The organism is Cryobacterium breve, from assembly GCF_027594785.1.
GTDB classification, from domain to species: Bacteria; Actinomycetota; Actinomycetes; order Actinomycetales; family Microbacteriaceae; genus Cryobacterium; species Cryobacterium breve_A.
On sequence record NZ_CP075584.1, the window covers coordinates 972,634 to 994,879 of the forward strand.

Annotated in this window: 22 protein-coding genes and 1 tRNA gene; 8 read left to right on the forward strand and 15 right to left on the reverse strand. The window is 62.4% G+C overall.

Annotation, left to right across the window (positions count from 1 at the left end):
* Positions 1-722 precede the first annotated feature (722 nt).
* Positions 723-1,637, forward strand: coding sequence for a hypothetical protein (locus tag KIV56_RS04750; protein ID WP_281535343.1), 915 nt, complete (start codon positions 723-725; stop codon positions 1,635-1,637).
* A gap of 70 nt (positions 1,638-1,707) precedes the next feature.
* Here KIV56_RS04750 and KIV56_RS04755 read toward each other — a convergent pair whose 3' ends face one another.
* Positions 1,708-2,958 (reverse strand): serine/threonine-protein kinase, encoded by a 1,251-nt coding sequence (locus KIV56_RS04755; protein ID WP_281535344.1) that lies wholly within the window; start codon positions 2,956-2,958, stop codon positions 1,708-1,710.
* 1,268 nt (positions 2,959-4,226) lie between these two features.
* Between KIV56_RS04755 and KIV56_RS04760 the strand changes: the two genes are divergently transcribed.
* Positions 4,227-4,718, forward strand: a complete 492-nt coding sequence (locus tag KIV56_RS04760; RefSeq protein ID WP_281535345.1) for a hypothetical protein — start codon at positions 4,227-4,229, stop codon at positions 4,716-4,718.
* Positions 4,719-4,968: 250 nt separating this feature from the next.
* Here KIV56_RS04760 and KIV56_RS04765 read toward each other — a convergent pair whose 3' ends face one another.
* The 7 genes from KIV56_RS04765 to KIV56_RS04795 all read right to left on the reverse strand — a co-directional run bounded on the left by KIV56_RS04765 (position 4,969) and on the right by KIV56_RS04795 (position 11,905).
* Positions 4,969-5,376, reverse strand: coding sequence for a hypothetical protein (locus KIV56_RS04765; RefSeq protein ID WP_281535346.1), 408 nt, complete (start codon positions 5,374-5,376; stop codon positions 4,969-4,971).
* A 155-nt stretch (positions 5,377-5,531) separates the two neighbouring features.
* Complete coding sequence (locus tag KIV56_RS04770; protein ID WP_281535347.1) at positions 5,532-6,800, reverse strand: type I restriction enzyme subunit R domain-containing protein; 1,269 nt, start codon at positions 6,798-6,800, stop codon at positions 5,532-5,534.
* Between the two features lie 146 nt (positions 6,801-6,946).
* Complete coding sequence (locus KIV56_RS04775; RefSeq protein WP_281535348.1) at positions 6,947-8,095, reverse strand: DEAD/DEAH box helicase family protein; 1,149 nt, start codon at positions 8,093-8,095, stop codon at positions 6,947-6,949.
* Positions 8,096-8,108: 13 nt separating this feature from the next.
* A complete protein-coding gene (locus KIV56_RS04780) occupies positions 8,109-8,618 on the reverse strand; it encodes a type I restriction endonuclease (RefSeq protein ID WP_281535349.1) in 510 nt (169 codons plus the stop codon).
* The gene (locus KIV56_RS04785; RefSeq protein WP_281536072.1) at positions 8,618-9,925 is read right to left on the reverse strand and encodes a restriction endonuclease subunit S; all 1,308 of its coding nucleotides are present in this window, start codon (positions 9,923-9,925) and stop codon (positions 8,618-8,620) included. Before KIV56_RS04785 ends, KIV56_RS04780 begins: the two co-directional genes overlap by 1 nt.
* Positions 9,925-10,494 (reverse strand): hypothetical protein, encoded by a 570-nt coding sequence (locus KIV56_RS04790; RefSeq protein ID WP_281535350.1) that lies wholly within the window; start codon positions 10,492-10,494, stop codon positions 9,925-9,927. Before KIV56_RS04790 ends, KIV56_RS04785 begins: the two co-directional genes overlap by 1 nt.
* Positions 10,424-11,905 carry a type I restriction-modification system subunit M gene (locus KIV56_RS04795; protein WP_281535351.1) on the reverse strand — a complete coding sequence of 494 codons (1,482 nt, stop codon included), beginning with the start codon at positions 11,903-11,905 and terminating at the stop codon, positions 10,424-10,426. The genes KIV56_RS04790 and KIV56_RS04795 overlap by 71 nt, the downstream gene beginning before the upstream one ends.
* Before the next feature lie 150 nt (positions 11,906-12,055).
* On the opposite strand from KIV56_RS04795, the gene KIV56_RS04800 reads away from it, so the two are divergent.
* A complete protein-coding gene (locus KIV56_RS04800) occupies positions 12,056-12,619 on the forward strand; it encodes a hypothetical protein (protein ID WP_281535352.1) in 564 nt (187 codons plus the stop codon).
* A complete protein-coding gene (locus KIV56_RS04805; protein ID WP_281535353.1) occupies positions 12,612-12,812 on the forward strand; it encodes a hypothetical protein in 201 nt (66 codons plus the stop codon). The genes KIV56_RS04800 and KIV56_RS04805 overlap by 8 nt, the downstream gene beginning before the upstream one ends.
* Positions 12,813-12,824: 12 nt before the next feature.
* Here KIV56_RS04805 and KIV56_RS04810 read toward each other — a convergent pair whose 3' ends face one another.
* Complete coding sequence (locus KIV56_RS04810; RefSeq protein ID WP_281535354.1) at positions 12,825-13,595, reverse strand: hypothetical protein; 771 nt, start codon at positions 13,593-13,595, stop codon at positions 12,825-12,827.
* A gap of 572 nt (positions 13,596-14,167) precedes the next feature.
* Between KIV56_RS04810 and KIV56_RS04815 the strand changes: the two genes are divergently transcribed.
* From KIV56_RS04815 to KIV56_RS04825, 3 genes are all read left to right on the forward strand, one after another.
* Positions 14,168-14,704 (forward strand): hypothetical protein, encoded by a 537-nt coding sequence (locus tag KIV56_RS04815; RefSeq protein ID WP_281535355.1) that lies wholly within the window; start codon positions 14,168-14,170, stop codon positions 14,702-14,704.
* Between the two features lie 108 nt (positions 14,705-14,812).
* Positions 14,813-14,986: a helix-turn-helix transcriptional regulator gene (locus tag KIV56_RS04820; RefSeq protein WP_281535356.1), complete on the forward strand. Its 174-nt coding sequence runs from the start codon at positions 14,813-14,815 to the stop codon at positions 14,984-14,986.
* Complete coding sequence (locus KIV56_RS04825) at positions 14,983-16,275, forward strand: tyrosine-type recombinase/integrase (protein ID WP_281535357.1); 1,293 nt, start codon at positions 14,983-14,985, stop codon at positions 16,273-16,275. Before KIV56_RS04820 ends, KIV56_RS04825 begins: the two co-directional genes overlap by 4 nt.
* Positions 16,276-16,338: 63 nt before the next feature.
* On the opposite strand, the gene KIV56_RS04830 is transcribed toward KIV56_RS04825, so the two are convergent.
* From KIV56_RS04830 to KIV56_RS19445, 4 genes are all read right to left on the reverse strand, one after another.
* A tRNA-Gln gene (locus KIV56_RS04830) sits at positions 16,339-16,410 on the reverse strand.
* Positions 16,411-16,525: 115 nt separating this feature from the next.
* On the reverse strand, positions 16,526-18,094 hold the full coding sequence (gene gltX, locus KIV56_RS04835) for a glutamate--tRNA ligase (protein WP_281535358.1): 1,569 nt from the start codon (positions 18,092-18,094) through the stop codon (positions 16,526-16,528).
* Between the two features lie 77 nt (positions 18,095-18,171).
* A complete protein-coding gene (locus tag KIV56_RS04840) occupies positions 18,172-18,957 on the reverse strand; it encodes a LysR substrate-binding domain-containing protein (protein WP_281535359.1) in 786 nt (261 codons plus the stop codon).
* Positions 18,870-19,106: a helix-turn-helix domain-containing protein gene (locus tag KIV56_RS19445; RefSeq protein WP_348648462.1), complete on the reverse strand. Its 237-nt coding sequence runs from the start codon at positions 19,104-19,106 to the stop codon at positions 18,870-18,872. Before KIV56_RS19445 ends, KIV56_RS04840 begins: the two co-directional genes overlap by 88 nt.
* A gap of 80 nt (positions 19,107-19,186) precedes the next feature.
* Here KIV56_RS19445 and KIV56_RS04845 point away from each other — a divergent pair, with 80 nt between their 5' ends.
* Entirely contained in the window at positions 19,187-20,293 is a 1,107-nt protein-coding gene (locus KIV56_RS04845; protein WP_281535360.1) for an aminotransferase class V-fold PLP-dependent enzyme, read from the forward strand.
* 122 nt (positions 20,294-20,415) lie between these two features.
* Here KIV56_RS04845 and KIV56_RS04850 read toward each other — a convergent pair whose 3' ends face one another.
* Together KIV56_RS04850 and KIV56_RS04855 are read right to left on the reverse strand one after the other, a co-directional pair.
* Positions 20,416-21,123 (reverse strand): type 1 glutamine amidotransferase domain-containing protein, encoded by a 708-nt coding sequence (locus KIV56_RS04850; protein ID WP_281535361.1) that lies wholly within the window; start codon positions 21,121-21,123, stop codon positions 20,416-20,418.
* A gap of 57 nt (positions 21,124-21,180) precedes the next feature.
* Positions 21,181-22,197: an NADP-dependent oxidoreductase gene (locus tag KIV56_RS04855; protein WP_281535362.1), complete on the reverse strand. Its 1,017-nt coding sequence runs from the start codon at positions 22,195-22,197 to the stop codon at positions 21,181-21,183.
* Positions 22,198-22,246: the final 49 nt, after the last annotated feature.

Genomic DNA, 22,246 nt, shown 5'->3' on the forward strand with positions numbered 1-22,246 from the left:
ACTCAAGTGGTCTGGTGCAATCGACAAGACACTTGTCATCGTTCGCAACCACCACCGCCTCCCGCGTCCGCATTCGCTTCGGCTCGCCGTATCGGGAGCCACACGCAACGGTCACCGCACAGGATCACGAATCGGAGCGTGACGCCGCCCGAACTGCACGGTCACCTTGAAGGCGCCACCGGCAGCTGAACGGTTACGAGACGGTGCGAAGGCGTACGGCGCAAGAGGCCTATCAACTGCGCCTTCCGACTATTGCGGCACCTTCACGTGATGTCGATGCTGTGGCTTGATGCGGGGCGAAGGGAGATCGAGCACGTAGCTCTCGAAAGAAGCAAGTCAGTACAGGTACCCTTTTTCAAAGCTTCCTGGGCGATTCTCGCCGAGTTCCTGATTTTCGGGGCCGCCAATTTTGGTCACGTGAATCGAAGGCCGAATATGGACGGTTTTCACGTTCGCTTGCATCACCTGCCTCTTCGGATCTGGGGCCGGTCTTTCCGTGAGGTAGCCTGAATATTCGCTTCCGTGCGCACCACGTGTGGTGCGCTTGAGCACCAATGCACGGTGGCGCGATTGGTGTGACTCAGCACCACTGTCGGCATGGTTGGGCGCCACCTCAATCGGTTGTCAGCACAAATCGTCGGCCACACAGTCTGGGCCGAGAAGCGCCGCGATGGCTGGCGAGTCAGCCGTGTTGGTATCTGACTTCGCCATAGAGTCACATTGTGGTTGATGTAGCGAATCAGGATGGACCCCTTCTCAGACGATTGCTGTCTACTCCCGGAGCGCGCGGCCCGACAGAACTCGTATGTGGCGACGTTCAGAGCATCAGTCGTGCACTCCTGCTCCTCACGACAACAGCCGAGAAGATCACCTTCGACACGGCCAATAAACCACCGCCGGCCGGATCTGCTGCGTACGTGCTTTGGCGCGGACCGGAGGTTGGCTACGCGATCGATGGCTTCATCACGATGCAGTACGCGAACATGTCGGCCATGGACCATGCGCGGGCCTTTGTCTCCCTCATTCGAACTCCGACTGTTAGGTCGACCGCGCTGGCCACGGTCGCCAGGGGATCATTGGAATCCCTCGCACGAACCTGGCATCTGCTCGCTCGGGACACTGAGTCTGACTTCATATATCGCACGATCAGCTTGCTCAGATCCGACCTGCGCTACGCGGAACTCCTTGGCGAAAACATCCGCACGCGCGACGACGATGCTGTCGATCCTGCAGCCAGGCGCAGGTTCTATGCCGAAGAGCTAGAGCGGCTGCAACTTCCCGCACCCGCACGGGTCGACCTGGGAAGGATGGTCTCGGCAATGCTCGATGCCGAGATGGACAAAAACGACGGACGGATGCGGTACTCAGCCTTGTCGTCGATCGCACATGCGCATCGACTAGGCATCAACCAATTCATCACCACGGGCAGCAACGGGGACATAAACGGTATGGCTGCGCCAAGGCCGGTGGTGATGGACATCGTTGGCATGCTCACCGCCGCAACCTATGGAACCGTGCAGGCGTTCGTTGCGTTCTACGGAAATCAGACCCGGCACGTGGAACTTCTCGAGAAAGCCATGCAGCGCGCAGTCCGGACGCTGGGACCGATCATGGACGGCATCTGGTCTGAGTCGTGATACCGCGACTCATCGTCATATGTCGGCAACCTGCTGTACAGGCCACAAGCCACAGTGAACAGATCGCGCTTCAGCTTTGACGTAGTTTCGCAATCAGCTCGGTGTCGGTGTGATTCTCAAACTGGTTGCGCGCTCTTTCCTGGAAGAACTCCCACGACTCCGACGAGTGCAGGGCGCGCTCCATCGCCTCGCCCGCGCGGCGAGGCAGCACAGCAAGCCAGTCAAGTATCGTGCGCGACGGGGCGAATTGATCGACACCCGCGGTGGTGCCGAACAGGACAGCTGCGACGTGCTCCGCCGACTCGAGCTGGTTCGCGTTGACCAGAGCCCGGACTACCCTGACACACCAGGAGAGGAACGGATCCATATCCCTGTAGCTCAGTCCCGGCACTTCCCCCAGGAGATCCGACACCGCATCGACCATTCCTGCGCTATCGACTGCAGCCCAGTCATTCACTTCGGACTGCGAAGTCCTCGGGAGAGTCCGGATCACGCGCGTGTGTTCCCCCGGCTGCCCGGTAATGTAGGCACTCACCTCGGCCCACTCTCCTTGCTGGGTCAACGCCTCGAACGTACCCACGAACGGCTGTGTCGCCTTGGTAAAGGCCTTTACAAATTCGCCCAGGTTCGCAAAACGGTCGGGTGCGTGTGGCCTCGTCGCCCTGCGGATAGCAGCGCCGAGACGAGGGTCAAGTGGCATCGTTACATGTCCGTACGCAGGCGGCCGCCCGGTCAGCAGCCAGGATGCGATTGCCCCGAGGCTGTACACGTCTGCGGTGATCGTCGCGTCGTGGGCATCGCTGTATTGCTCCGGCGCCGCCCACCCGGTGCTGCCCGTCAATCCTCCGGCGTGAGTCAGCTTGGATGTTGTTAGGCCCAAAGGATTACGCACGATACCAAAGTCGGCAACGACCCAGCGGGCGCCCTCCTCACCGTCGAGCCACAAAATGTTGTGCGGCTTCAGGTCGCGGTGCACCTGGTCTTGAGCATGGAGAGGTCCGAGCCCTCCGGCAACAGCCTCGAGAATCTCGACGCATTCTGCTATCGAGCACGGCACTTCGGTCTCGAACAGCGAATGTGACGCGTAGGGCATGGCATACCAGCTGTGCGAAGAGTCGTAGTCCAGAACCGGCATCACGTGCCTGTTCGCATTCGCAACCATGGCTAAGAGCTCGCGCTCAAAACGCTTCTGCACCTGGGGAACATCGGCGGCGATCTTCAGCACAACCATTTGGCCAGAGGTGTTCTGTGAAGTCCATACGTGTGCTGACGGCGTTCTGCTTATTCTCTCCCTCAGGTCGTATCCGTCAGGTATTGCCACGAAGTCCCCTCACTGTTTTCTGCTCTTTGATGTCGAGCGTATCTCCCCGACAATCGACGGCAATGTCGGTTTCTTGAGGCTAGCGAACCATTGCTGACGACCGCCGGGTCAGTTGGAGTATCCCGTAAGGGATCCCCATACCGGCAAATGACGCGGCCTCCTGGAGCCGCCCATAATCATGAACGGGACGTCCGAAATGGCGTCAGCTCACAACAGACCAGCCCACCCACCCGAGTCTTTGTCCGCGAGTTGCTGAAATTTCGTTAAGATATTAGCGCCGACCGAAAATAGGGCCACTGTCGCTCTTCGAAAAGTGGCCAGTCGGACAACGGCCTGTGTTTTAGCGAGCGCAGACACTCGAAGCCTTAGACGCGTTCTCCCGTTTGGTTCGGCTCTAAGCCACAGCGAAAGCCAACTAGGGCTGGCCTGGCTCGCGGCAAAACTCCGACTGCGTCTAGCGGGCCTCACGCCAACAGTGCGGAGGCAGTGCTGTTTTGTGCTGAACACGCGCTGTTTTTCAGGCCTCCGGAGCACACATCCCAATGATTCAGCGGGTTCTGGTGCGGATGTGCTGAAAGTGCTGCATTTCGCCGATTTCTCCTTAGCCGGGGACGGGCACACTTCGGGGGTACCAACCACTCTCCGCGACCCAGTTCTATAAGGCTGAGTCAATACTTCAGAAACAGCACTTTCAGCACTTCAGCATGCGATATCAATAATTCATTGAAGTTTTCAGACTTCAAAGCAAGAAGACAGCACGAGTTCTGCACAAGACAGCACGAATGCAGCACCACCAACGGTCTGAGCGAAAGAACGAATAAATCTCAAGCCCCAGCAACGCCATCATTACATTCCGCGACGCCTTACCCGCATCGCGGAGCCTGACCGCATCCTTCGACGGCGACGATAGCGCACAGCCAGCGACTGGAGACCTCCACCGCCCAGGATCGGAACAGGTCAGAAGAAAGAGCCATCAACGTTGTCAGCGTCAGTTCGGCCACGGCCCGGATACACGCAGTGCACGCCCTAAGCTCCGAAATGTCTTGTACTCCGGTTGGCGAAGCCATGAGAAAAGCCCCCGCCGAATCGTTGGGAGGCGGTTGGGTCCGAAGTCGGGTATTCGGCTCTAGGAGACGCAGACGCAGTCGTCAGACCCTCTGCGCCATTGGGATATCGTCGACCCGCGCTAACAGGTTGGTCGGGAGGAGCGCTCGACTCACCGCCCGATGAAGATCAGGTCTCGCGACGACTTGCGCCAGTCTTGACGCATGACCACCAACGACCTCACCCTCTGGATTCAGGCTGGAGCGGTCGTCGCCGCAGTCGCCGCAGCGATTGTTGCCTTAGTCGTATCATCATTGGACCGCCAAAATACTCGCCAGATTGCGGCGAGTGATCGTGAGGCCGCTCGAAGCCTCAGCGCTGAGGATCGAACTGCGTCACTGCGACAATCTCAGCTGCTTTTTGAGCAAGAGACGCTGCTCCGGCTCCTGGAGAATGCCAGACACGGAGGCTCGACGGACGATCTCAAGCGGGCCGATCTCGGAGCCGAGGCAGGCGCACTCATCGGGCTCTTCGGCCCCGATCGGCTACCGCTGAATTGGGCGAATCGAGTGGCGAAGACTTCGGAGGAGTTAGAGGCGTTTGCTGCCGACGAGAGTAAACAACCATTCTTGAGGTATGCCGTCGAAGTTCAGCTCGCACTCGAAGAGGTAACGACTCAAATTCGCGAGCTTCTTGAGCCCTCACACCAGCTGTGATGCCTTGGCCCGTTCTAATATGTCACCGTCGAGGACGATCAATAGAGCTGCCGAGAAGGCCTAATTCTCCTCTACCTGCTCGGCACCCACCCGTCAGAAGCAAGCGTCCGGGCGGCCACTCTCGCCTGTCAATCCGAACCAGAACTTGTACGGGTACCCGGAGTGAACCTCGATCAAGCATTCACTGGAGCCAGACAGGCACCTACCGGATTCCGTCCCCGAGACGAAGATCATCGCCTCCATCTGCAATTCACTTGAGGGCGGCGCTCATCCCCCGAACGGCAAGGACTATGCCCCCGATCACAGCACCTACCGAAAGACCTTCTTTGGATCGTGAAAGGTAACGCCGCATCTTCCTTGCTCGCGGCACTCGAAAATCGGCCTCCACTGGACGAAACTTCAGTTCTTGGAGGAACCACGCATCTGAAACACGCCCGTTGCCCCACTCAACGAGCTTGCCCGCTATTTGAACGCCGATATCACGAGATTCGCGATCTGAGGCGGCAGCCATCATGAGCTGTGTTTTCGACATCACCCAGATTGCGACCGGGGAGTCTTCGTTTGGGAGCTCATGTTGCAGTCGAAGCACCGCTAGAAGGTAATCGATTTCGGGATTGGCGAACATCCGCACGAAGAAGGGCTTTTGCTGCCATCGCACGGCACTTTCCATTGTCTGGAGAACACGTGAGATGGCAGCGTGGGTGGCATCCTCTCTCGAACTCTTCGCGCGACCTCGGCCCTCAACTATGAAGAGGGCAAGAGTCACTACTACCGCGCCTGCGCTAATCGCAGCAGAGACCGCTGTCCAGTCCACTACGCCGCTTCCTTGCCGTCCTGATAGAGTGCGCGCCCGATCAGTTCGATGATCTTCGCGAGCTTCACGTCACTATTCAGCGCCTCCGAGATCATTGCGCCGAAGTTCGTTCCAGACGTGATGATCGCGTTCGTGACCGTGGTTCCAAGGTCCTGGCTGGCCAGGAACTGCTGCTCGCTGTTCGCTGCAATCTGCGTTGTGATCTTCTCGTTCTCGGCGGCCTTGCCCTTGATGTGCGTGAAGAAGCCTTTCATGTCGGCATCCGTGAGTCCGTCACCGTCGAAGAGCTGGTTGAGCTGGTTGACGGCTTCCAGGAGTCGGGCGAGCACAGGGTCGACGGGCGTCTTCGAGCCGGCCGCCGTGAGCGGGTCGAGCCCGACGTCGTCGTTGCCGAGGCCGATGTTCTGGGTGTCGTGTTTCTTGAGGCTGTAGCCGATCAGAGCGACGCTCGCGAGGTCGATGGGGCTGCGCCGGTTATCCTCGCGGATGACGCGAGCGAGGGCACGGTAGTAGAGGGCATGCTTCTCTACCGCGGTGTCCTCGTAATTAATGATCTGCGAGAGGAAATCGTAGGCATTGATGTACGACGTCAGGTCACTTCGGAACAGCTCCAGCCTGTCAACTTCGACCCGGTCGCCCGCGAGCACGGCTGCCTCGTAGCGCGTATTGAAGCGTTCCTTGCCCGGTGCGATGGCCGCAGTGAGCGCGTTATTTCCTTTCTTGAAGACCTCCACGACTGCAGCTGCGTCGACCTCGTATTCCTCGTAAATGTGCAGAGAGTCGAGTTTCGTCTTGATGTCATGCACGATATTCGGGTCGGAGACCGCCGACAGCTTCGCGTCCCGGAAGTACGGTTCGAACGATTCCCGGATCACCTCGGGATCGTTCACGAAGTCGAGGACGAAGGTGTTGTCCTTGCCCTTGGCCATCCGGTTCAGCCGCGACAAGGTCTGCACGGCCGTCACTCCCGATAACTTCTTGTCCACGTACATGGCCACGAGAAGCGGCTGGTCGAACCCGGTCTGGAACTTGTTGGCCACGAGCATGACCTGGTAGCTCTCCGTCTTGAACGCCTCCGGCAACGAACGGCCATGGAGCCCCGGGTTCATGTTGGTTTCGGTGAACGCATCCGGGCGGAGAGTCTCATCGAGGACCTCGCCGGAGAACGCGACGAGGGCGCGGATGTCCGCTCGGCCGCTGCGTTCCACGTAGTCGTCGAAGGCGAGCTTGTAGCGTACGGCCTCTTTGCGGGAGCCGGTGACGACCATGGCCTTCGCCTTGCCGTTCAGCCGCCAGGCTACGTTCTCGCGGGAAGTGCTCGATGATGAGCGCGGCCTTCTGGCTTATGTTGAACTCGTGCAGCCGCACCCATTGCATCAGTTCTTTCAGGGCCTGTGTCTTCTCGACCAATGGCTCATCGGAGTCGTACTCCTGCCCGTTGTGGGCTAGCTTGAACGCCATCTTGTACGGCGTGTAGTTCCGCAGCACGTCGAGGATGAAGCCCTCCTCGATCGCCTGCTGCATCGCATACAAGTGGAAGGGTTGCGGCAGGTCGCCGCCGGCCGGCACGCGACCGAACAGGCTCCAGCGTCTTCGCTTTGGGAGTGGCCGTGTACGCGAAGTACGAGATGTTGGAGGCGTTCGCCCGGCCCTCCATGTCGGCCGCAAGTAGGGCCTCCATGTCGACCCCGCCACCGTCAGCGAGAATCTGGATCTCCTCATCGGTGAGGACCGACTTCACCTTGTTCGAGGTAGTACCGGTCTGCGAGGAGTGCGCTTCGTCGGCGATGATCGCAAAGTTTCGGCCCGCGAGCGTGCCCTCAAGCTTCGCCAGCTCGGCCATCGCGAACCCGAATGTCTGGATGGTCACGACGATGATCTGAACGCCCTGCGTGAGCGCCGCGGCCAGCTTCGCCGACTTCGACCCACCGCCCTTGGTATCGATACCGACTACCACACCGGTCTTCGCATCGATCTGCGTGATCGCCTCTCGCAATTGCGAGTCGAGCACAGTGCGGTCGGTAACCACGATCACCGAGTTGAACACTTTGCCGCCGTCGGCCCGATGCAAGGTCGACAGCTGATGCGCGGTCCACGCGATCGAGTTCGTCTTCCCCGAACCCGCCGAATGCTGGATCAGATACCGGTGCCCTGGGCCCTCGACCCCAGCGGCCTCAATAAGCTGCGTCACCGACTCCCATTGCTGGTATCGGGGGAAGAGCAATGTCTCGGTCTTCTCGACGACCCCCGTGACTGGGTCGATGCTCGTCTCGACCTGCAGGTGCATGAACTTCCCGAGGATACCCAGCCACGCATCTTTCTGAAACACCCGCTCCCACAAGTACGCCGTCGCCGACCCGTTTGGGTTCACGGGGTTGCCTGCCTTGCCGTCGTTGCCCTGGTTGAACGGCAGGAAGAACGTGTCCGGTCCGCGCAGGTGCGTGGTCATGAACACTTCGGAGTTCGACACTGCGAAATACACCAACGCCCGATGCCCGAACGACAGCAAGGGCTCGCCCTTAGGATTGCGGTCAGAACGGTACTGCATGATCGCGTCCTGCACGTTCTGCGTGAAGTCAGTCTTCAGGCTCCAACGTCGCCACCGGGAGCCCGTTGACGAAGAAAACGAGGTCGATGCTCTTCTTGCTCGTCGTCGAGTAAAACACCTGCCGCATCACCCGCAGCCGCATCTTGCCGTAATCGGCCGTCGTCGACGGGTTCAAAGCGTCCGCCGGCTTGAACTGCGCCATCCGCAACGACACTGGCGTGAACTTGAACCCACGCCGCAACACCGACAAGGTGCCGCCATAAACCCCGGCAATGCCTTCGAACGGCGCGTCCAGAGCCTTTACTAGACGGTCGAGGAGCGCCTCGCGGGCCTTTGCTTGAACGGAAGCTGCGTCGCCCGGCTTCACAACCTTCGCCAGCGCCTTGGGCTGTGTGTCCGCCAACCAACCGAAGACATCCTCGGGGAACAGAGCGCGTTCCTTGTCGTACCCGGCGCCCGTTGGCGAATAGAGCCAGCCCTGCGACTCCAGATAGAGCGCCAGTTCCTTTTCGAACGGCTTCTCGTTGTGTTCCCCCATCAGAGCCCCCTCACATCAATCTTCCCGGTCACTGCAGAATTGATCAGCGCTTGCCGGCGCTCTCTGAGTACCTCAACAACCTCACCGGCCTTGTCGATCAATGCATCGGTGCGGGCTGTCGCCTCGCGCAGGTGAGCCACGATTTTTTCCTGCTCGTCAACTGGCGGCTGTGGGAACACAATTCGTTCCAGCTTGTCGGCCGTGAGGTGCGCGATCGTCGACTTGTTGCAGAGCATGTCGATCACACCGCGATATCGGATGACATCCAGCACGAACCCTAGGAAGCGAGCGGAGGCCTGGTCGAGGGGTCGAACTCGGTTGACGGTTTTCTGGAAGCTGACCCCTGATAGGTCATCCTCGAGATATTGGTTAACTCCGACTGCACCACCCTCGACAACCAGGAGGTCGCCCCGACGAAGAGTGAGCGACGACGCTTCCTCTGGTGAAAAGGGCATCTCATTGAGATCGTCAAGGTCCAACCCGGCCTCGTGGACATTCCCCGCGCGAACGTATGGAAGCAAGACATCATCCGAATGATGAGGCCTCTTCACGTCGAGCATCTTCCCAAGAGTCACGTCAAAGTGAAGGCTCACCTTTGGCGTCAGCCAATGAGTAGGGATTCGACCAAACCACGGCACTTCAGACTCTTTGAATTCGACGGTGGGGTCGAGGCCACGTGTGACGGCTTGAGCGATCACAGCTTGGCGGCGCTCGGTCAGAGTCTCGACCAGTTGCTCCTGCTGGGCGATGAGCGCGTCAATCTGCCCCGTCTCACGATCCAGATAATCCGATATCTGTGCTTGCTCGACCAGCGGCGGCACGACAATCGGCCACCCCATAAGAGTATTTCTGTTCATCTGTAGTGAGTTTGGACGAACTCCGGTGAGGTGGCCGGTGTACGCGTTGACGTAGATACTTGAGCGAAGTAGGTGGTGCGCGTAACGCCCAAATAGTTGCGGCCTTATCCAGTAAGCCCGATAAGCGGGACTCATGTGTCCTTCAAACGTGGACACGCCCAGTCCCGCATAGTTGAGCCACATTGTGTTTACTGCGAGCTGCCCTACGCGCACGACTCGATAGGTTTCGAGATCGGCGTCGGAGCGCTTGCGGTTCTCGTCGTCGTACTCTTTGGTCTCTATTCCTCGGTACCCCGATACTGAGAGCATGTCACCGACTGGAATTGTTCCATTCGTTTCGGCGCTTTCAATGAAAAGATGACGAAACTTCCCGACGCGCCATCCCTTTGGAATGGTTCCAAGCCACTCGACTTCAGACTCGACGTACGCAGGGTATGCGCTAAGGCCCATCACGCGCGCTCGACCTTGGCGAGGAGAGTCGTGATTTCCTGCACGAGCTCATTGAGGTCGGCATCAATGTCTTCCAGGGAACGCGGCGGAACGCAAGTATAGAAGTGGCGGGTGAAAGGGATTTCGTAGCCGATCTTGTCCTTGCTGCGGTCGACCCAGAAGTGCTCGACATGTGGAGCGATCTCTCTCCGGATGTAGGCATCTATGTCGTCCTTCAGGGGCACGTTTTCAGTGTCGCGGAGGTCTGTATCCGGGATAGCAATACCCTTGGCGTCTCTTACGATGGGAGCGGTTTCGTCGCGCTCCGAGAGACCGGCGATCAGTGTCTTGAGCTGCGCGGCGGGAACAACGAGGTTTTCGGCGGCGAGGATCTTCTTGATGCTGGTCGTGAAAGCTTTTGCGTCCGAAGTGGCGGGTCCAGCGGCACTAAGGGCCGGGGCGAGGGCCGTGCGAACCTGCTCGGCGACCTTGGCGAGCGGCTTGGAGGCGACGGCTACTTCAAGTCGCTCGGGGGTGAGCGCCCAGGTGAGCCTGAAGGGGACGTTCGACGGTGATCGTGGTGTAGCCAAACTCGTCGTTGGCGAAGATCTTGGACGCGCCATCCGTGTCGGTACCAGCGTCGGTGTTGTTGCCGTAGAGCTTCACGATGTGGGCGATCTGGGCGGCGCTGATCTGGCGGCGCTTGGAGCCGAGACCCTTTCGCATCTTTACCCACTGATCGGTGGCGTCCACGAGTTGTACGTGACCCTTGCGGCTTGCGGGCTTGTCGTTGTCAAGAATCCAAATGTACGTGGCGATACCTGTGTTGTAGAACAAGTCGGTGGGCAACGCGATGACGGCATCGAGCAGGTCGTTTTCGATGACGTATTTGCGGATGTTGCTCTCGCCGGAGCCTGCACCGCCGGTGAACAGCGGGCTGCCGTTGAGCACGATGCCGACCCGGCCACCGCCCTGCGATTTTGGGCGCATTTTCTTCACTAGGTGCAGCAGGAACAGGAGCGAGCCGTCGGATACGCGGGGAAGTCCTGGACCGAAGCGGCCGTCGAAGCCTCTTTGGGCGAATTCCTTCTGCACAAAGTCTTGTTGCTTCTTCCATTCCACGCCGAATGGTGGGTTGGAGATGCCGTAGTCGAAGGTCTTGCCGAGGTGGCCGTCGTGGGTGAGGGTGTCGCCCCAGATAATGTTCTCGATCGCCTGCCCCTTGATCACCATGTCGGCTTTGGCAATGGCGAAGGATTCGGCGTTGAGTTCCTGGCCGACCAAGGTGAGGGAAGCGTTCGGGTAGTGGGTGTGCACGTAGTCATCGGCGACGCTGAGCATGCCGCCGGTGCCGGCAGTGGGGTCATAGACAGTGCGGACCGCTCCGGGGACCGAGAGGGACCGGGCTGGATCGTCGTCTGGGTGCTCGGTGAAGAGCAGGCTGACGATCAGGCGCACTACCTCACGCGGGGTGAAGTGCTCACCGGCGGTCTCGTTGGAGGCTTCTGCGAAGCGCCGGATAAGTTCTTCGAAGATGAGGCCCATCTCGGTGTTACTGACCCGGTCGGGGTGCAGGTCGACGCCGGCGAACTTTTGCACCACCAGATAGAGCAGGTCGTTCTCATCGAGCTTGGTGACTTGTGCGGCGAAGTCGTAGCGATCGAAGATATCCCGCACGTTCGCGGAGAACCCGTCGACGTAGTTGAGGAGGTTCTCCTTCACGTTCGCCGGGTCGCCGCTGAGCTTCTCGATTGTGTAGAGGCTCGTGTTGTAAAAGTCTTGCTGCGAGACGGCCGGCAGGAGCTTTTCCACGGGGATGGCTCCGTCTTTGCGCTTCTTGAACTCCGCGAGTACACCGTCCTTTGTCGGTTCGAGGACCGCGTCAAGGCGACGCAAGATCGTAAAAGGAAGGACGATCTTGCCATAGTCCGACTGTTTGTATGTTCCGCGCAACAGGTTAGCGATCGACCAGATGAATGCCCCGTTATTTTCTTCGGCCATGGTGTTGCCGCGCTTCCCCTCGTAATACGTGACTCCAGCCTATTGGCGTCATTGCACTGAAGTTGGCGCTCGTGAGCCGAGGGCACTCAAACTGAACGCGACGGGGAGAAATATTGCTCGTGGCCGCTGACCTCACGCTCAAAGCAATTCGTGAGAATGTGCTCGTTTCAGCCCAAGGAATCAGATCTACTCGTTCCCTCCTGGTTCTCAGCGGGCTTCGTAACCACCAACAAGAAGCCCGATCTGCACCCCCCAATAGGGGTACGGACCGGGCTTTTTTGTGCGTTCGAGTGGTTGATTTTCGAGTGTGATCATAATAGCTGGTGGCATATATTTCTAGCCGTACTTGCGTTCCTGAGCCTGGGTTTGCTCTTCGGTGCGCTGGGCTCCGGCACAAAACAGCAGGTTTTTACGGGCTCCGGAGCACGAGAGTACAACGCCCTGCGTGAGCGGAGGATCCGCGAGGAGATAAGCCAGCTTGAATTCATAGTGGCCGGCTACGACATAAAATTTGCCGACCCTCAATACAAGGTGACTCGCTACGAAAAATACTTGCGAGATTTGTATACTCGGCAGGCCGACGGTGAGCTTGACGCCGCCGAGGCTGCCGAAGCAGTAGCCTTGCAAACCCGCCTGATGAAGGGCGGTCTTAAATGCGACGAAATTTACGTCCGGAAGGCTCCCAGTGGAAGCCCGGCCGAAGCAAGTGAGTAGCCGCACTCTCACCCCAGACGAGGTCGACGCACGCCTAATCGAGATCGAGAAGAGCGCCGAGCTTGCCGGCCACGAACCCAACACCGGCAACGTCGACCGGTGCCGGAGGATCCTGCTGGGCGAGCTCACCCTGGAAGGTTCACGCGCCGAGATCGATGCGAAATACCGCCAGGCGCCCACCTCGGACAACTGATCGGGCGGTGGCTTAGAGTCGTGGCTCGGTAGCTGGGACGCCGCGGAGACGGGCGATGAGCTCCACCCAGCGGATGCGTCGGCGGAGGCGGGCTGCGTCAGGGTAGCGGTTCGGAGCGTCCGAAAATCTGTGAGTGCGCCAAACCCATCCCGGGCTGATCCGGCACATCAGGCATCCGGTGAGGCTCGGATAAGTATCACCGACGAGCAGGTACCGACAGTTCCGGCAGTAGGCCGGCTCGAGATCCTCGGCGGTGAGCGGCCTGATCGTGTCTACCCACCAGCGCCAGTCTCTCGCGTTGCAGGCGGCTTTTCTGACTGACGCCCAGGTGTTATGGCGCCAGGAGCGGATGCGACCAAGCCGACGTTCGATGCGGCGGCGGAGTTCGATCCGGCGCGGGTCTGCGCCCTCGTCGCCGTCGAACCACTTCGGCTGGATGGTGCAGCGCCAGCAGGGCACGCGCAGCGGCAGGCGGCTGCCGCACTCGACGCAGAAGCCGGGCAGGCGCTGAATGGAGACGACGAGAGCGGTCTTGTGCCACGTATTTCCGTACAAATAGCTCCCGTCGCTTACCTCGAGTGAGACACGAGCGCCCACCTCAACCCTGCCGAGCCGGCGCAGCCGTGCCCACCGGCCGTCGTAAGCGGCATCGAAAGACCCCGGCGCGGGCATCCTGCGCCAGTAGAGACTGGGCTCGGTCCTGAATTCGTGAACCGTGCCACTCAGCGTTGTCACTCGCCAGTGGCCGGGGCCATCCATGATGTCGTGGTATTCGGGGGTCATAGCCAGTACATGCGCGGGCTTGTTCAACGAGCGACGCACCCGCGCATGAACCCGTTATGCCCCAGCCTCTGCGCGACCAGGACCTCAGTCTCAGCCTCGATCTGCTGACCTGGGAGGAGCCCGAGCCGGCCGAGTACCAGTGGAAGAATTCGAGCGGCGGCGGTTGGTCGCCTATGGGCTCATGGATACAGCTAGAAAGCCTAGTATCGATGGTAGGTACCGGGGTCGGGTGGAATTTTCTTATCGTGGAGCGGATTCGCGAACCGGGGCGGCCGTACCCCTCGCGGTTCGCGCAGTGCCTGGGCTCGAGCCGAGGGCTAGCTGTGGAGCTCGGATGGCATCCGGCCGAGGGGGTCGAAAACTTATGGCGGATCGGGCTGGCTGGTGGCAGGTCCTCACCGCGCTTTAATATCCACTCTGACCCGGACCTGCGTCTACTCGTTGAGCCGAAACAAGCGCTGGAGACGCGCGTAGCGCTGATAGTGATGGTTGACTGGCTGGCCGATGGTGAGCTTGGGGCAGGCTTTGTGCGGCAGCGTCTGCGGTACTAGGACACCGCGCATGCAATATGCATGAGCGAAAAGGTGCGCGGATCATTCTGGGCCTGCGGTGAAATCACTGGCGGCGAGCTTCGGCTGAGTGTGAGCACTGGCGGGTTACTGGCATCGTTTATTGACGGCTACGGAGAGCTAGGGCGTGCTGAAACCATCGTCGAGGGCGGCTCCTGGGCGGACCTGCGCAGGCAGAACCGCTACGCCTACGCCTGCGAGATCGCCGAAGATTTCCAGGCTCGCGCGCTGGTCAAAGGAACGGCTGCCGGCACTTGGTCGCAGTGGGCGGAGGACGATGCCGCGCTAGAAAGGCTCACAGAGCCTCGATGCATCGTCCCGTCATCGGAGCCGTGGATGGGCGGCCGGATGCTCCTCATAGTGGTCCATCCTGTGATCAAAGCTCTGGACTGGGATGCTCCGAAGGCGAGCCGGTCGCTGATCGTCATCGACCCGCGGACGGAGGTCAGCCTGCTTCTAAGTCTCCGGCGAGTGGGTGCACTCAGTTCGACCGGATCCCTCACAGCAAGATCTCGACTAACGCATCCTCTGGGGCTTTAAAATATTTGCAACTCGTATTTTAAACACGAGGCCGCGCATGTATTACCTATGAAACCCCACAGCACCACCTCAGCCCCCATCAATCCAACCCAAAACCTGTTCGAACCCATGTGGACCATTGCCGACAGCGCGCTCTACCTGGGCATCAGTCCGAAGACCGTTGAGAAGCTCCGCAACGCCGGCACCTTCCCAGCAGCCATCGTCATCGGAAGGTCGGTGCGCTTCGTGCCCACGGATGTACGCACCTGGGCGCTCGCGCTTCGTGAGCCGGTTGCAGCATGAGCGGCACCGGCCGCCCTCGCACTGGAATCGGCCACATCGGCAAGGTCGTGGTCACCTCTCGCAGCAGCGCAGGTAAGACCGAATACACCGCTAGGGCGCGCGTCCGCGACCGTGACGGTGTGGCCCGGAAAATCTCGGCTAAGGGGCACACGGAAACACAGGCGAAGGAAGCCCTGGTAGACGTGGCGCGCATCCGCAAGGAAAATGCGAACGGCGGGGTCACGGACGGCGCTACCATCGGGGCTCTCGTCGACCTCTACGTTCTAGGTCTCGCAAAAACCAAGCTTGCAGCCCAGACAAAAGCCCGGTACACCCAATCTGCAAATAACCACATCCGGCCTGCCTTTGCAGGTCTTGCCGCCGTAGAGCTGACCCCAAACATGGCGCTCGTATTCATCGAGGACCTAGCGGTCGAGCACCTCTCAGAGGCTCGCACCTGCCGCGTCGTGCTCAAAGCCATCATGCAGCAGGCGCTCCGTGGAGGAATTCTGACACGAAACCCGGTTACTGACGCCTCAGTTCGACTAGCGGTTCCAAAGAGCCGACCGCACGCAGTGTCTATTAACGACCTTCATCGGCTCCGCGGGGCAATCGCAGCGTGGCGGACCGGCCCGGACGTCAAGGGCCCGCGGCCCTCGACCGACCTTCTTGACCTGGTCGACATCATGCTCGGGACGACCACGCGAATCGGTGAAGCTCTAGCTATTCGAGCGGAGGACGTGCGCATCGACGACTCCGGCGTTTTGACAGTGGAAATCTGCGGGACCATCATCTGGGAAAAAGGCATTGGGACGTACCGAAAGCCCAGCCCGAAAAATGACCCCAGCTGGCGATTCATTACTCCGCCTGACTTCGCTGCCGACATCCTCCGCCGCCGCGCACATGAGGGCAAGTGGAACCTGGTCTTTGCAACCAAAAATGGGAATCCGTTTTTGCAGCAAAACCTAGGCAGGTCCCTTCGTGCGATAGTCGCCGGCACCGACCTCGAGTGGATTACCTCTCACGCCCTCCGTAAGACGAGCGCAACAACCATCGACCGTCTCGCTGAAGGCGAAAGTCGGAAAGCTGCTGCTCGAGCGCTTGGGCACGAAGGAGAAACTCTCGCTGGTACGACATACATCGAACGCGACCGGCATGTACCGGACTCACGCCGCGCTCTCGATACCCTCGCTCCACGTGAGGACCGGAGCCTGAGAGACGCCAGGCAAAAACAAAGGAAAGCCCAGCATTGCGGCCGAGAGGCTGGCCGTGCTGGGCTATTTTTTGTGATACTCAGGGACCCCCGTTAGGGTGTCAAGCAACACTTCTTGTCTCGTTTTAGTCCCATGCGGGGCTGTGAGCGCCCGCTACTGCTGGGGTACCTGGACTCGAACCAAGAACAACTGAACCAGAATCAGTCGTGTTGCCAATTACACCATACCCCATTGGCCGTTGGCCTCTCCGTGGAGTTACTCCGCGGATTGGCCGACTCGTAACTCTAACCCACAGAGCGGATGCTGGCCAAACTGAGCGCCACATCGGCGGGTTGCGAGCCCCGAATCATCGGTTCACGCCAGTCAGGCTCAAGACCACCGGCGAGCTCGCCGCGTCCGCGGCCACGACCGCAGAGAGCGCCCCGAGCCGTGCGAGCGACTCCGTGCGGCCAAGGATCTCCATCGACTCGAAGAGCGGCGGAGACACCTTGCGGCCCGAGATCGCGACGCGCAGCGGCCCGAAGGCGACCCGCGGCTTGAGCCCGAGGCCGTCGATGAGCGCGGTGGTGAGCGCCTCGTGCACGCGGTCGTGGGTCCACTCGGCCTCGGGAATGCTCTCGAGAGTCGTCGCGGAGGCGGCGAGGATCTCGGCGGCGTTCTTCGGGAGGCTCGCGAGGGCATCCGCTTCGTGCACGAGCGCCTCGCTTGTGACGAACAGGAAGCCGAGCATGCCGGGCGCCTCGCCGAGCAGGGCGATGCGCTCCTGGATCAGCGGAGCGGCGGCCGTGAGCACGGCCTGGCGGGCGTCACCGAGCGGCAGGTCGACGACTCCGGCGGAGACGAGGTAGGGCACGATCCGGACGGCGAAGTCCGCAGGCTCGAGCAGGCGGATGTGGTCGCCGTTGATCGACTCGGCCTTCTTGAGGTCGAAGCGCGCCGGGTTCGGGTTGACGTTCTCCACGTCGAACGCGGCCACGAGCTCGTCGACGCTGAAGACGTCCTGGTCCTTGGAGAGCGACCAGCCGAGCAGCGAGAGGTAGTTGAGCAGTCCCTCGGGGATGAACCCGCGCTCGCGGTGCAGGAACAGGTTCGACTCGGGGTCGCGCTTGGAGAGCTTCTTGTTCTTGTCGCCCATCACGTAGGGCAGGTGGCCGAAGCGCGGCACGAACGTCGTCAGGCCGATCTCGATCAGCGCCTGGTAGAGCGCGATCTGGCGCGGCGTCGATGAGAGCAGGTCTTCGCCGCGGAGCACGTGGGTGACGCCCATCAGCGCGTCGTCGACGGGGTTGACGAAGGGGTAGAGCGGATGCCCGTTGGGACGCACCACGACGAAGTCGCTGAACGATCCGGCCGGGAAGGTGATCTCGCCGCGGACGAGGTCGTCGAAGCTGATCTCGGTGTCCGGTACCTTGAGCCGCAGCGCGGGGGCACGGCCCTCGGCGCGGTACGCGGCGCGCTGGTCTTCGGTGAGGTCGCGCTCGAAGTTGTCGTAGCCCTGCTTGGGGTCGCGGCCGAGGGACACGTTGCGCGCCTCGATTTCCTCACCGGTCGCGAAGCTCTCGTAGATGTGGCCGGAGGCCTTGAGCTGCTCGACGACGTCGCGGTAGATGTCGTAGCGCTCGGACTGGCGGTACGGTCCGTGCGGTCCCCCGACGTCGACGCCCTCGTCCCAGTCGAGCTTCAGCCAGCGCAGTGCGTCCTTGAGCTGGAGGTAGCTTTCCTCGCTGTCGCGGGCGGGATCGGTGTCCTCGATCCGGAAGATGAAGGTGCCGCCGGTGTGGCGTGCGTAGGCCCAGTTGAACATGGCCGTGCGAACGAGGCCCACGTGCGGGGTTCCGGTCGGTGAGGGGCAGAACCGCACACGAACATCCGTGCCGGTCGCGGTGGAAAATGGGTACACAGTGGTCTCAGACATCGGTATCGAGTCTACTTGGCGCGTAGATCACACGAGTGGGCGCACGCGGGGACAGGTGCGTGCCTGCGTGCGGGGCGCTATCGGGCGGATACCGTGAGCGATGCGAGTGCGCGGAGGGTCTCCCCCAGCGCCGGCACGCCAATGGCCCCGTCAGCGGTGACGGCATGGAGCGTGCGGTACTCCCCCGGCCGGGTCGGACGGATCAGCACTCCCGACCGAGCGCCGACGGAGTCGATCGCGAGCGTCGGCAGCACGGCGACGCCGATGCCGGCGCCGACCATGCCGAAGACCGCGGCGACATTGTCGGTCTCGTAGGAGATGTCCGGAACGAACCCGCGCCGTTCGCAGAGCTCGAGCAGGTGCCCGCGGCAGCGCGGGCAGCCGCCGATCCAGCGCTCACCCGCGAGATCGCCGAGGTCGATCGACTCCGCTTCGCCGAACCGGTGGCCGGCCGGAACCACGAGCAGCACCTCGTCCCGTCCGAGCGTCGTGACCGAGAGCCCCTCCGCGCTGTCCCGGTGCGGATCGACGAGGTCGCCCGGGTAGCTGAACGTGATCGCGAGGTCGACGCGGTTCTCGCGCACGAGGGCGACGGCCTCGGGCGGTTCGGCCTCGACATAGGTGATCGACAGCCCCGGATGCCGCCTCCCCAGGTCGGCGAGCAGGCGCGGCACGATCGTCGCGGACGCAGAGGGAAAGGCCGCAACCCGCACCCGGCCGGCCCGGAGACCCTGGAGTTCGGCGAGGTCGCCTGCGGCGGCGTCGAGGGCTCCGGTCACGGTGCGGGCGTGCCGGGCGAGCAACCGGCCGGCCTCGGTGAGGCGCACACCCCGGCCGACCCGCTCCACCAGGGCGAGTCCCACCCGCAGGCTCGAGGCGTTTGAGCCTGCTGGCTGACCGCGGGCTGGCTGTAGCCGAGGGCGCGGGCCGCTGCCGTGATCGAACCGTGCTCGGCGAGAGCCTGAACGATGCGCAGCGAATGGGAGTCGAGGGCGGAATCGGCGAGAGGCATCCTCAAGGATAACGCCGGGTTATGGTTTCTATCACTCACTGGCGATTGTCGAATGAGTGCGAGCGGCGGATGCTGGAGGAATGACCAGCCCAGCCTCCCCCGACACGACCCGCTCGCGAATCGACGGCCCGCCACTGGGCATCCCCGCAGCCCGGGCGCAGTTCCCCGGCGGGCGCGGGTACCTCGCAGCCTGCACGCTCGGGCTGCCGACGGCCGGAACGGTCGCGGCCCTTCGCGCAGACCTCGACGCCTGGGCGAGCGGCTCTGCCTCGGCCGCAGGGTACGCCGCGCTCGTCGAACGGGTGCGTGCCGTCTACGCGCGGCTCGTGTCGGTACCGGTGAGCCGGGTGGCAATCGGTTCGCAGGCTTCCGTGCTCGCGGGCCTCGTGGCCGCGAGCGTTCCGGACGGGGCGGAGGTGCTCTGCGTCGACGGCGACTTCAGCTCGATGGTCTTCCCGTTCCTGAACCAGGCCCACCGCGGCGTCACTGTGCGACACGTTCCGCTCGCGCACCTGGCCGAGAGCATCACGGGTAACACCTGGTTGGTCTCCTGGTCACTCGTCCAGTCCGCGACGGGCGCTGTCGCCGAGACGACGGCGATCATCGCCGCTGCGCGCCGTCACGGGACCTTCACCCTGTGCGACACCTCACAGGCAGCCGGGTGGATGCCGGTGGACGCCTCGGTCTTCGACGCCACGATCTGCCACGCGTACAAGTGGTTGTGCGCGCCGCGCGGCGTGGCTTTCCTCACGATTGCCGAGGGGTTCGGCTCCGTCGTGCGCCCGGCCCAGGCCGGCTGGTACGCCGGCGAGGACGTCTGGGGCTCCTGTTACGGGCCGGGAATGCGGCTCGCGGCCGACGCCCGTCGTTTCGACGTGTCGCCGGCGTGGCAAGCCTGGGTCGGCGCGGAACCCGCCCTCGAGTTCTTCGGCACACTCGACCTGGCCGAGGTGCGACGGTACGACGTGGGCCTCGCGGACGCCTTCCGCGCCGGACTCGGCATCGACTCGACCGAACAGACCGGCCAGGCCACCGTGACGTGGGCGGATGCCGCGGGCACCGACCTCGCGCGCCTCACGGCGGCCGGACTCACGGCATCCGGTCGGGCGGGCCGCGCCCGCGTGGCCTTCCACCTCTGGAACGATGCCGACGACGTTCAGGACGCCCTCCGCGCCCTCGGCCGCTGACGCGACAGCAACTGACGCCGCAGCCGCTGACGCCCCAGCCACCAAAACCGCGTGAGGTGTCGCAGATCGAGGTTCGCGCGCCCGCGGAACCTCGATCTGCGACACCTCAGGCGCGCGCGGTCCTACTTCTTGGCAGCGACGACCGAGATGATGCGGGCCGCGAGCTCGCCGGAGGATGCCGGGTTCTGGCCGGTGTAGAGGTTGCGGTCGACCTCGATGTGCGCCGTGAACGGGGCCGCCTCGACGAAGTCCGCGCCGAGCGCGACCAGGCGGGTCTGGACCAGCCACGGTGCCTTGGGTGCCAGGCCTCCGATGACCTCTTCCTCGTTGGTGAAGCCGGTCATGCGATATCCCGTGAACGGCCAGCTGCCGTCCGCGCGCTTCGCGGCGAGGAGCGCAGCCGGGGCGTGGCACAACACGGCCAGGATCCGGTCGGTGTCGAGCGCCTCGGTCATGAGTGCGCCGGAGGTCGCGTCGACCGCGAGGTCCTCCATCGGTCCGTGGCCGCCCGGGTAGAAGACGACGTCGTAGTCGGCGACGACGATGTCGTCGATGCTGCGCGGAGCGTCGAGCTCCTCGCCGATCGACCCGAGGTACGCCACGATCTCGGCGGCGCGTTCCTCGCCGCCGGCCGACTGCGCCGTGAGGCTGCCGCGGTCGATCGTGGGCGGAACCCCGCCCGGAGTCGCGATGGTGATGGACCATCCGGCCTCGCTGAACAGGCGGTGCGGTTCCGCGAGCTCCTCAGCCCAGTATCCGGTCGGGTGCAGGGTGCCGTCGTTGAGAGTCCAGTGGTCAGCGGCGCTGACGACGAAGAGTACGTGGGCCATGATTCTCCAATGTTCAAAAATGGGTGGATGCGGGTCGTGGAGCGGTTGCGAGCCGACTCAGGCGGTCGTGCGCACGACCATTTTGCCGGTGTTCTCGCCGCGCATGAGGCCGAGGAACGCTTCGACGGCGTTGTCGATCCCGTCGACGACGGTCTCGTCGAAGACGACGGCCCCACTGGTCAGCCAGCCGGACATCTCGGCCGAGAACGCACCGAAGTGCTGCAGGTAGTTGCCCACGGTGAAGCCCTTCAGGGTGAGTCCGCGGGTCACGATGTTCGACATGTTGCGAGGCCCGGCGGATGCCTCCGTCGTGTTGTAGAGGGAGATCGCGCCGCAGAGGGCCGCGCGGCCGCCGTCGTTGAAGGCGCCGAGGGCGGCCTCGAGGTGCTCTCCCCCGACGTTGTCGAAGTAGACGTCGATGCCGTCGGGCGCTGCGAGGGCGAGCTGGCCGGCGATGTCGCCGTCCTTGTAGTTGAAGGCGGCGTCGAAGCCGTACTTGCTCGTGAGCAGCGCGACCTTCTCGGGCGTTCCCGCCGAGCCGACGACGCGGCCGGCGCCCTTGAGGCGGGCGATCTGACCGACCATGCTGCCGACCGCGCCGGCCGCGCCGGAAACGAAGACGGTGTCGCCGGGCTTCATGCCTGCGATGTCGAGGAGGCCGACATAGGCGGTGAGCGCGGTCATCCCGAGCACGCCGAGGTAGGCGGAGAGCGGAACGCCGGGCAGTTCGGGCACGACGCGGAACCCCTCGGCGGGTGCCTGCACGAGGTCGCGCCAACCGAACTGGTGCACGACGACGTCGCCGACGGCCACTCCGTCGGCAGCGGATGCGACGACCCGGCCGACCGCGCCGCCGGACATGGTCTCGTCGAGCGCGTAGGGAGGCGAGTAGCTCTTCACGTCGTTCATCCGGCCGCGCATGTACGGGTCGACCGACACGAACTCGTTGGCGACGCGGATCTCTCCGGGCGCGAGGTCGGGAAGGTCGACGTGGACCGTGCGGAAGTCGTCCGCCGTCGGCCATCCGACGGGGCGGGCGGCGAGCTGGATCTGGGTGCTGGTATTCGCGGTCATGGATGACTCCTGAACTTCTGATGTGCCGAACGTGGGGCTCGGAACGTTT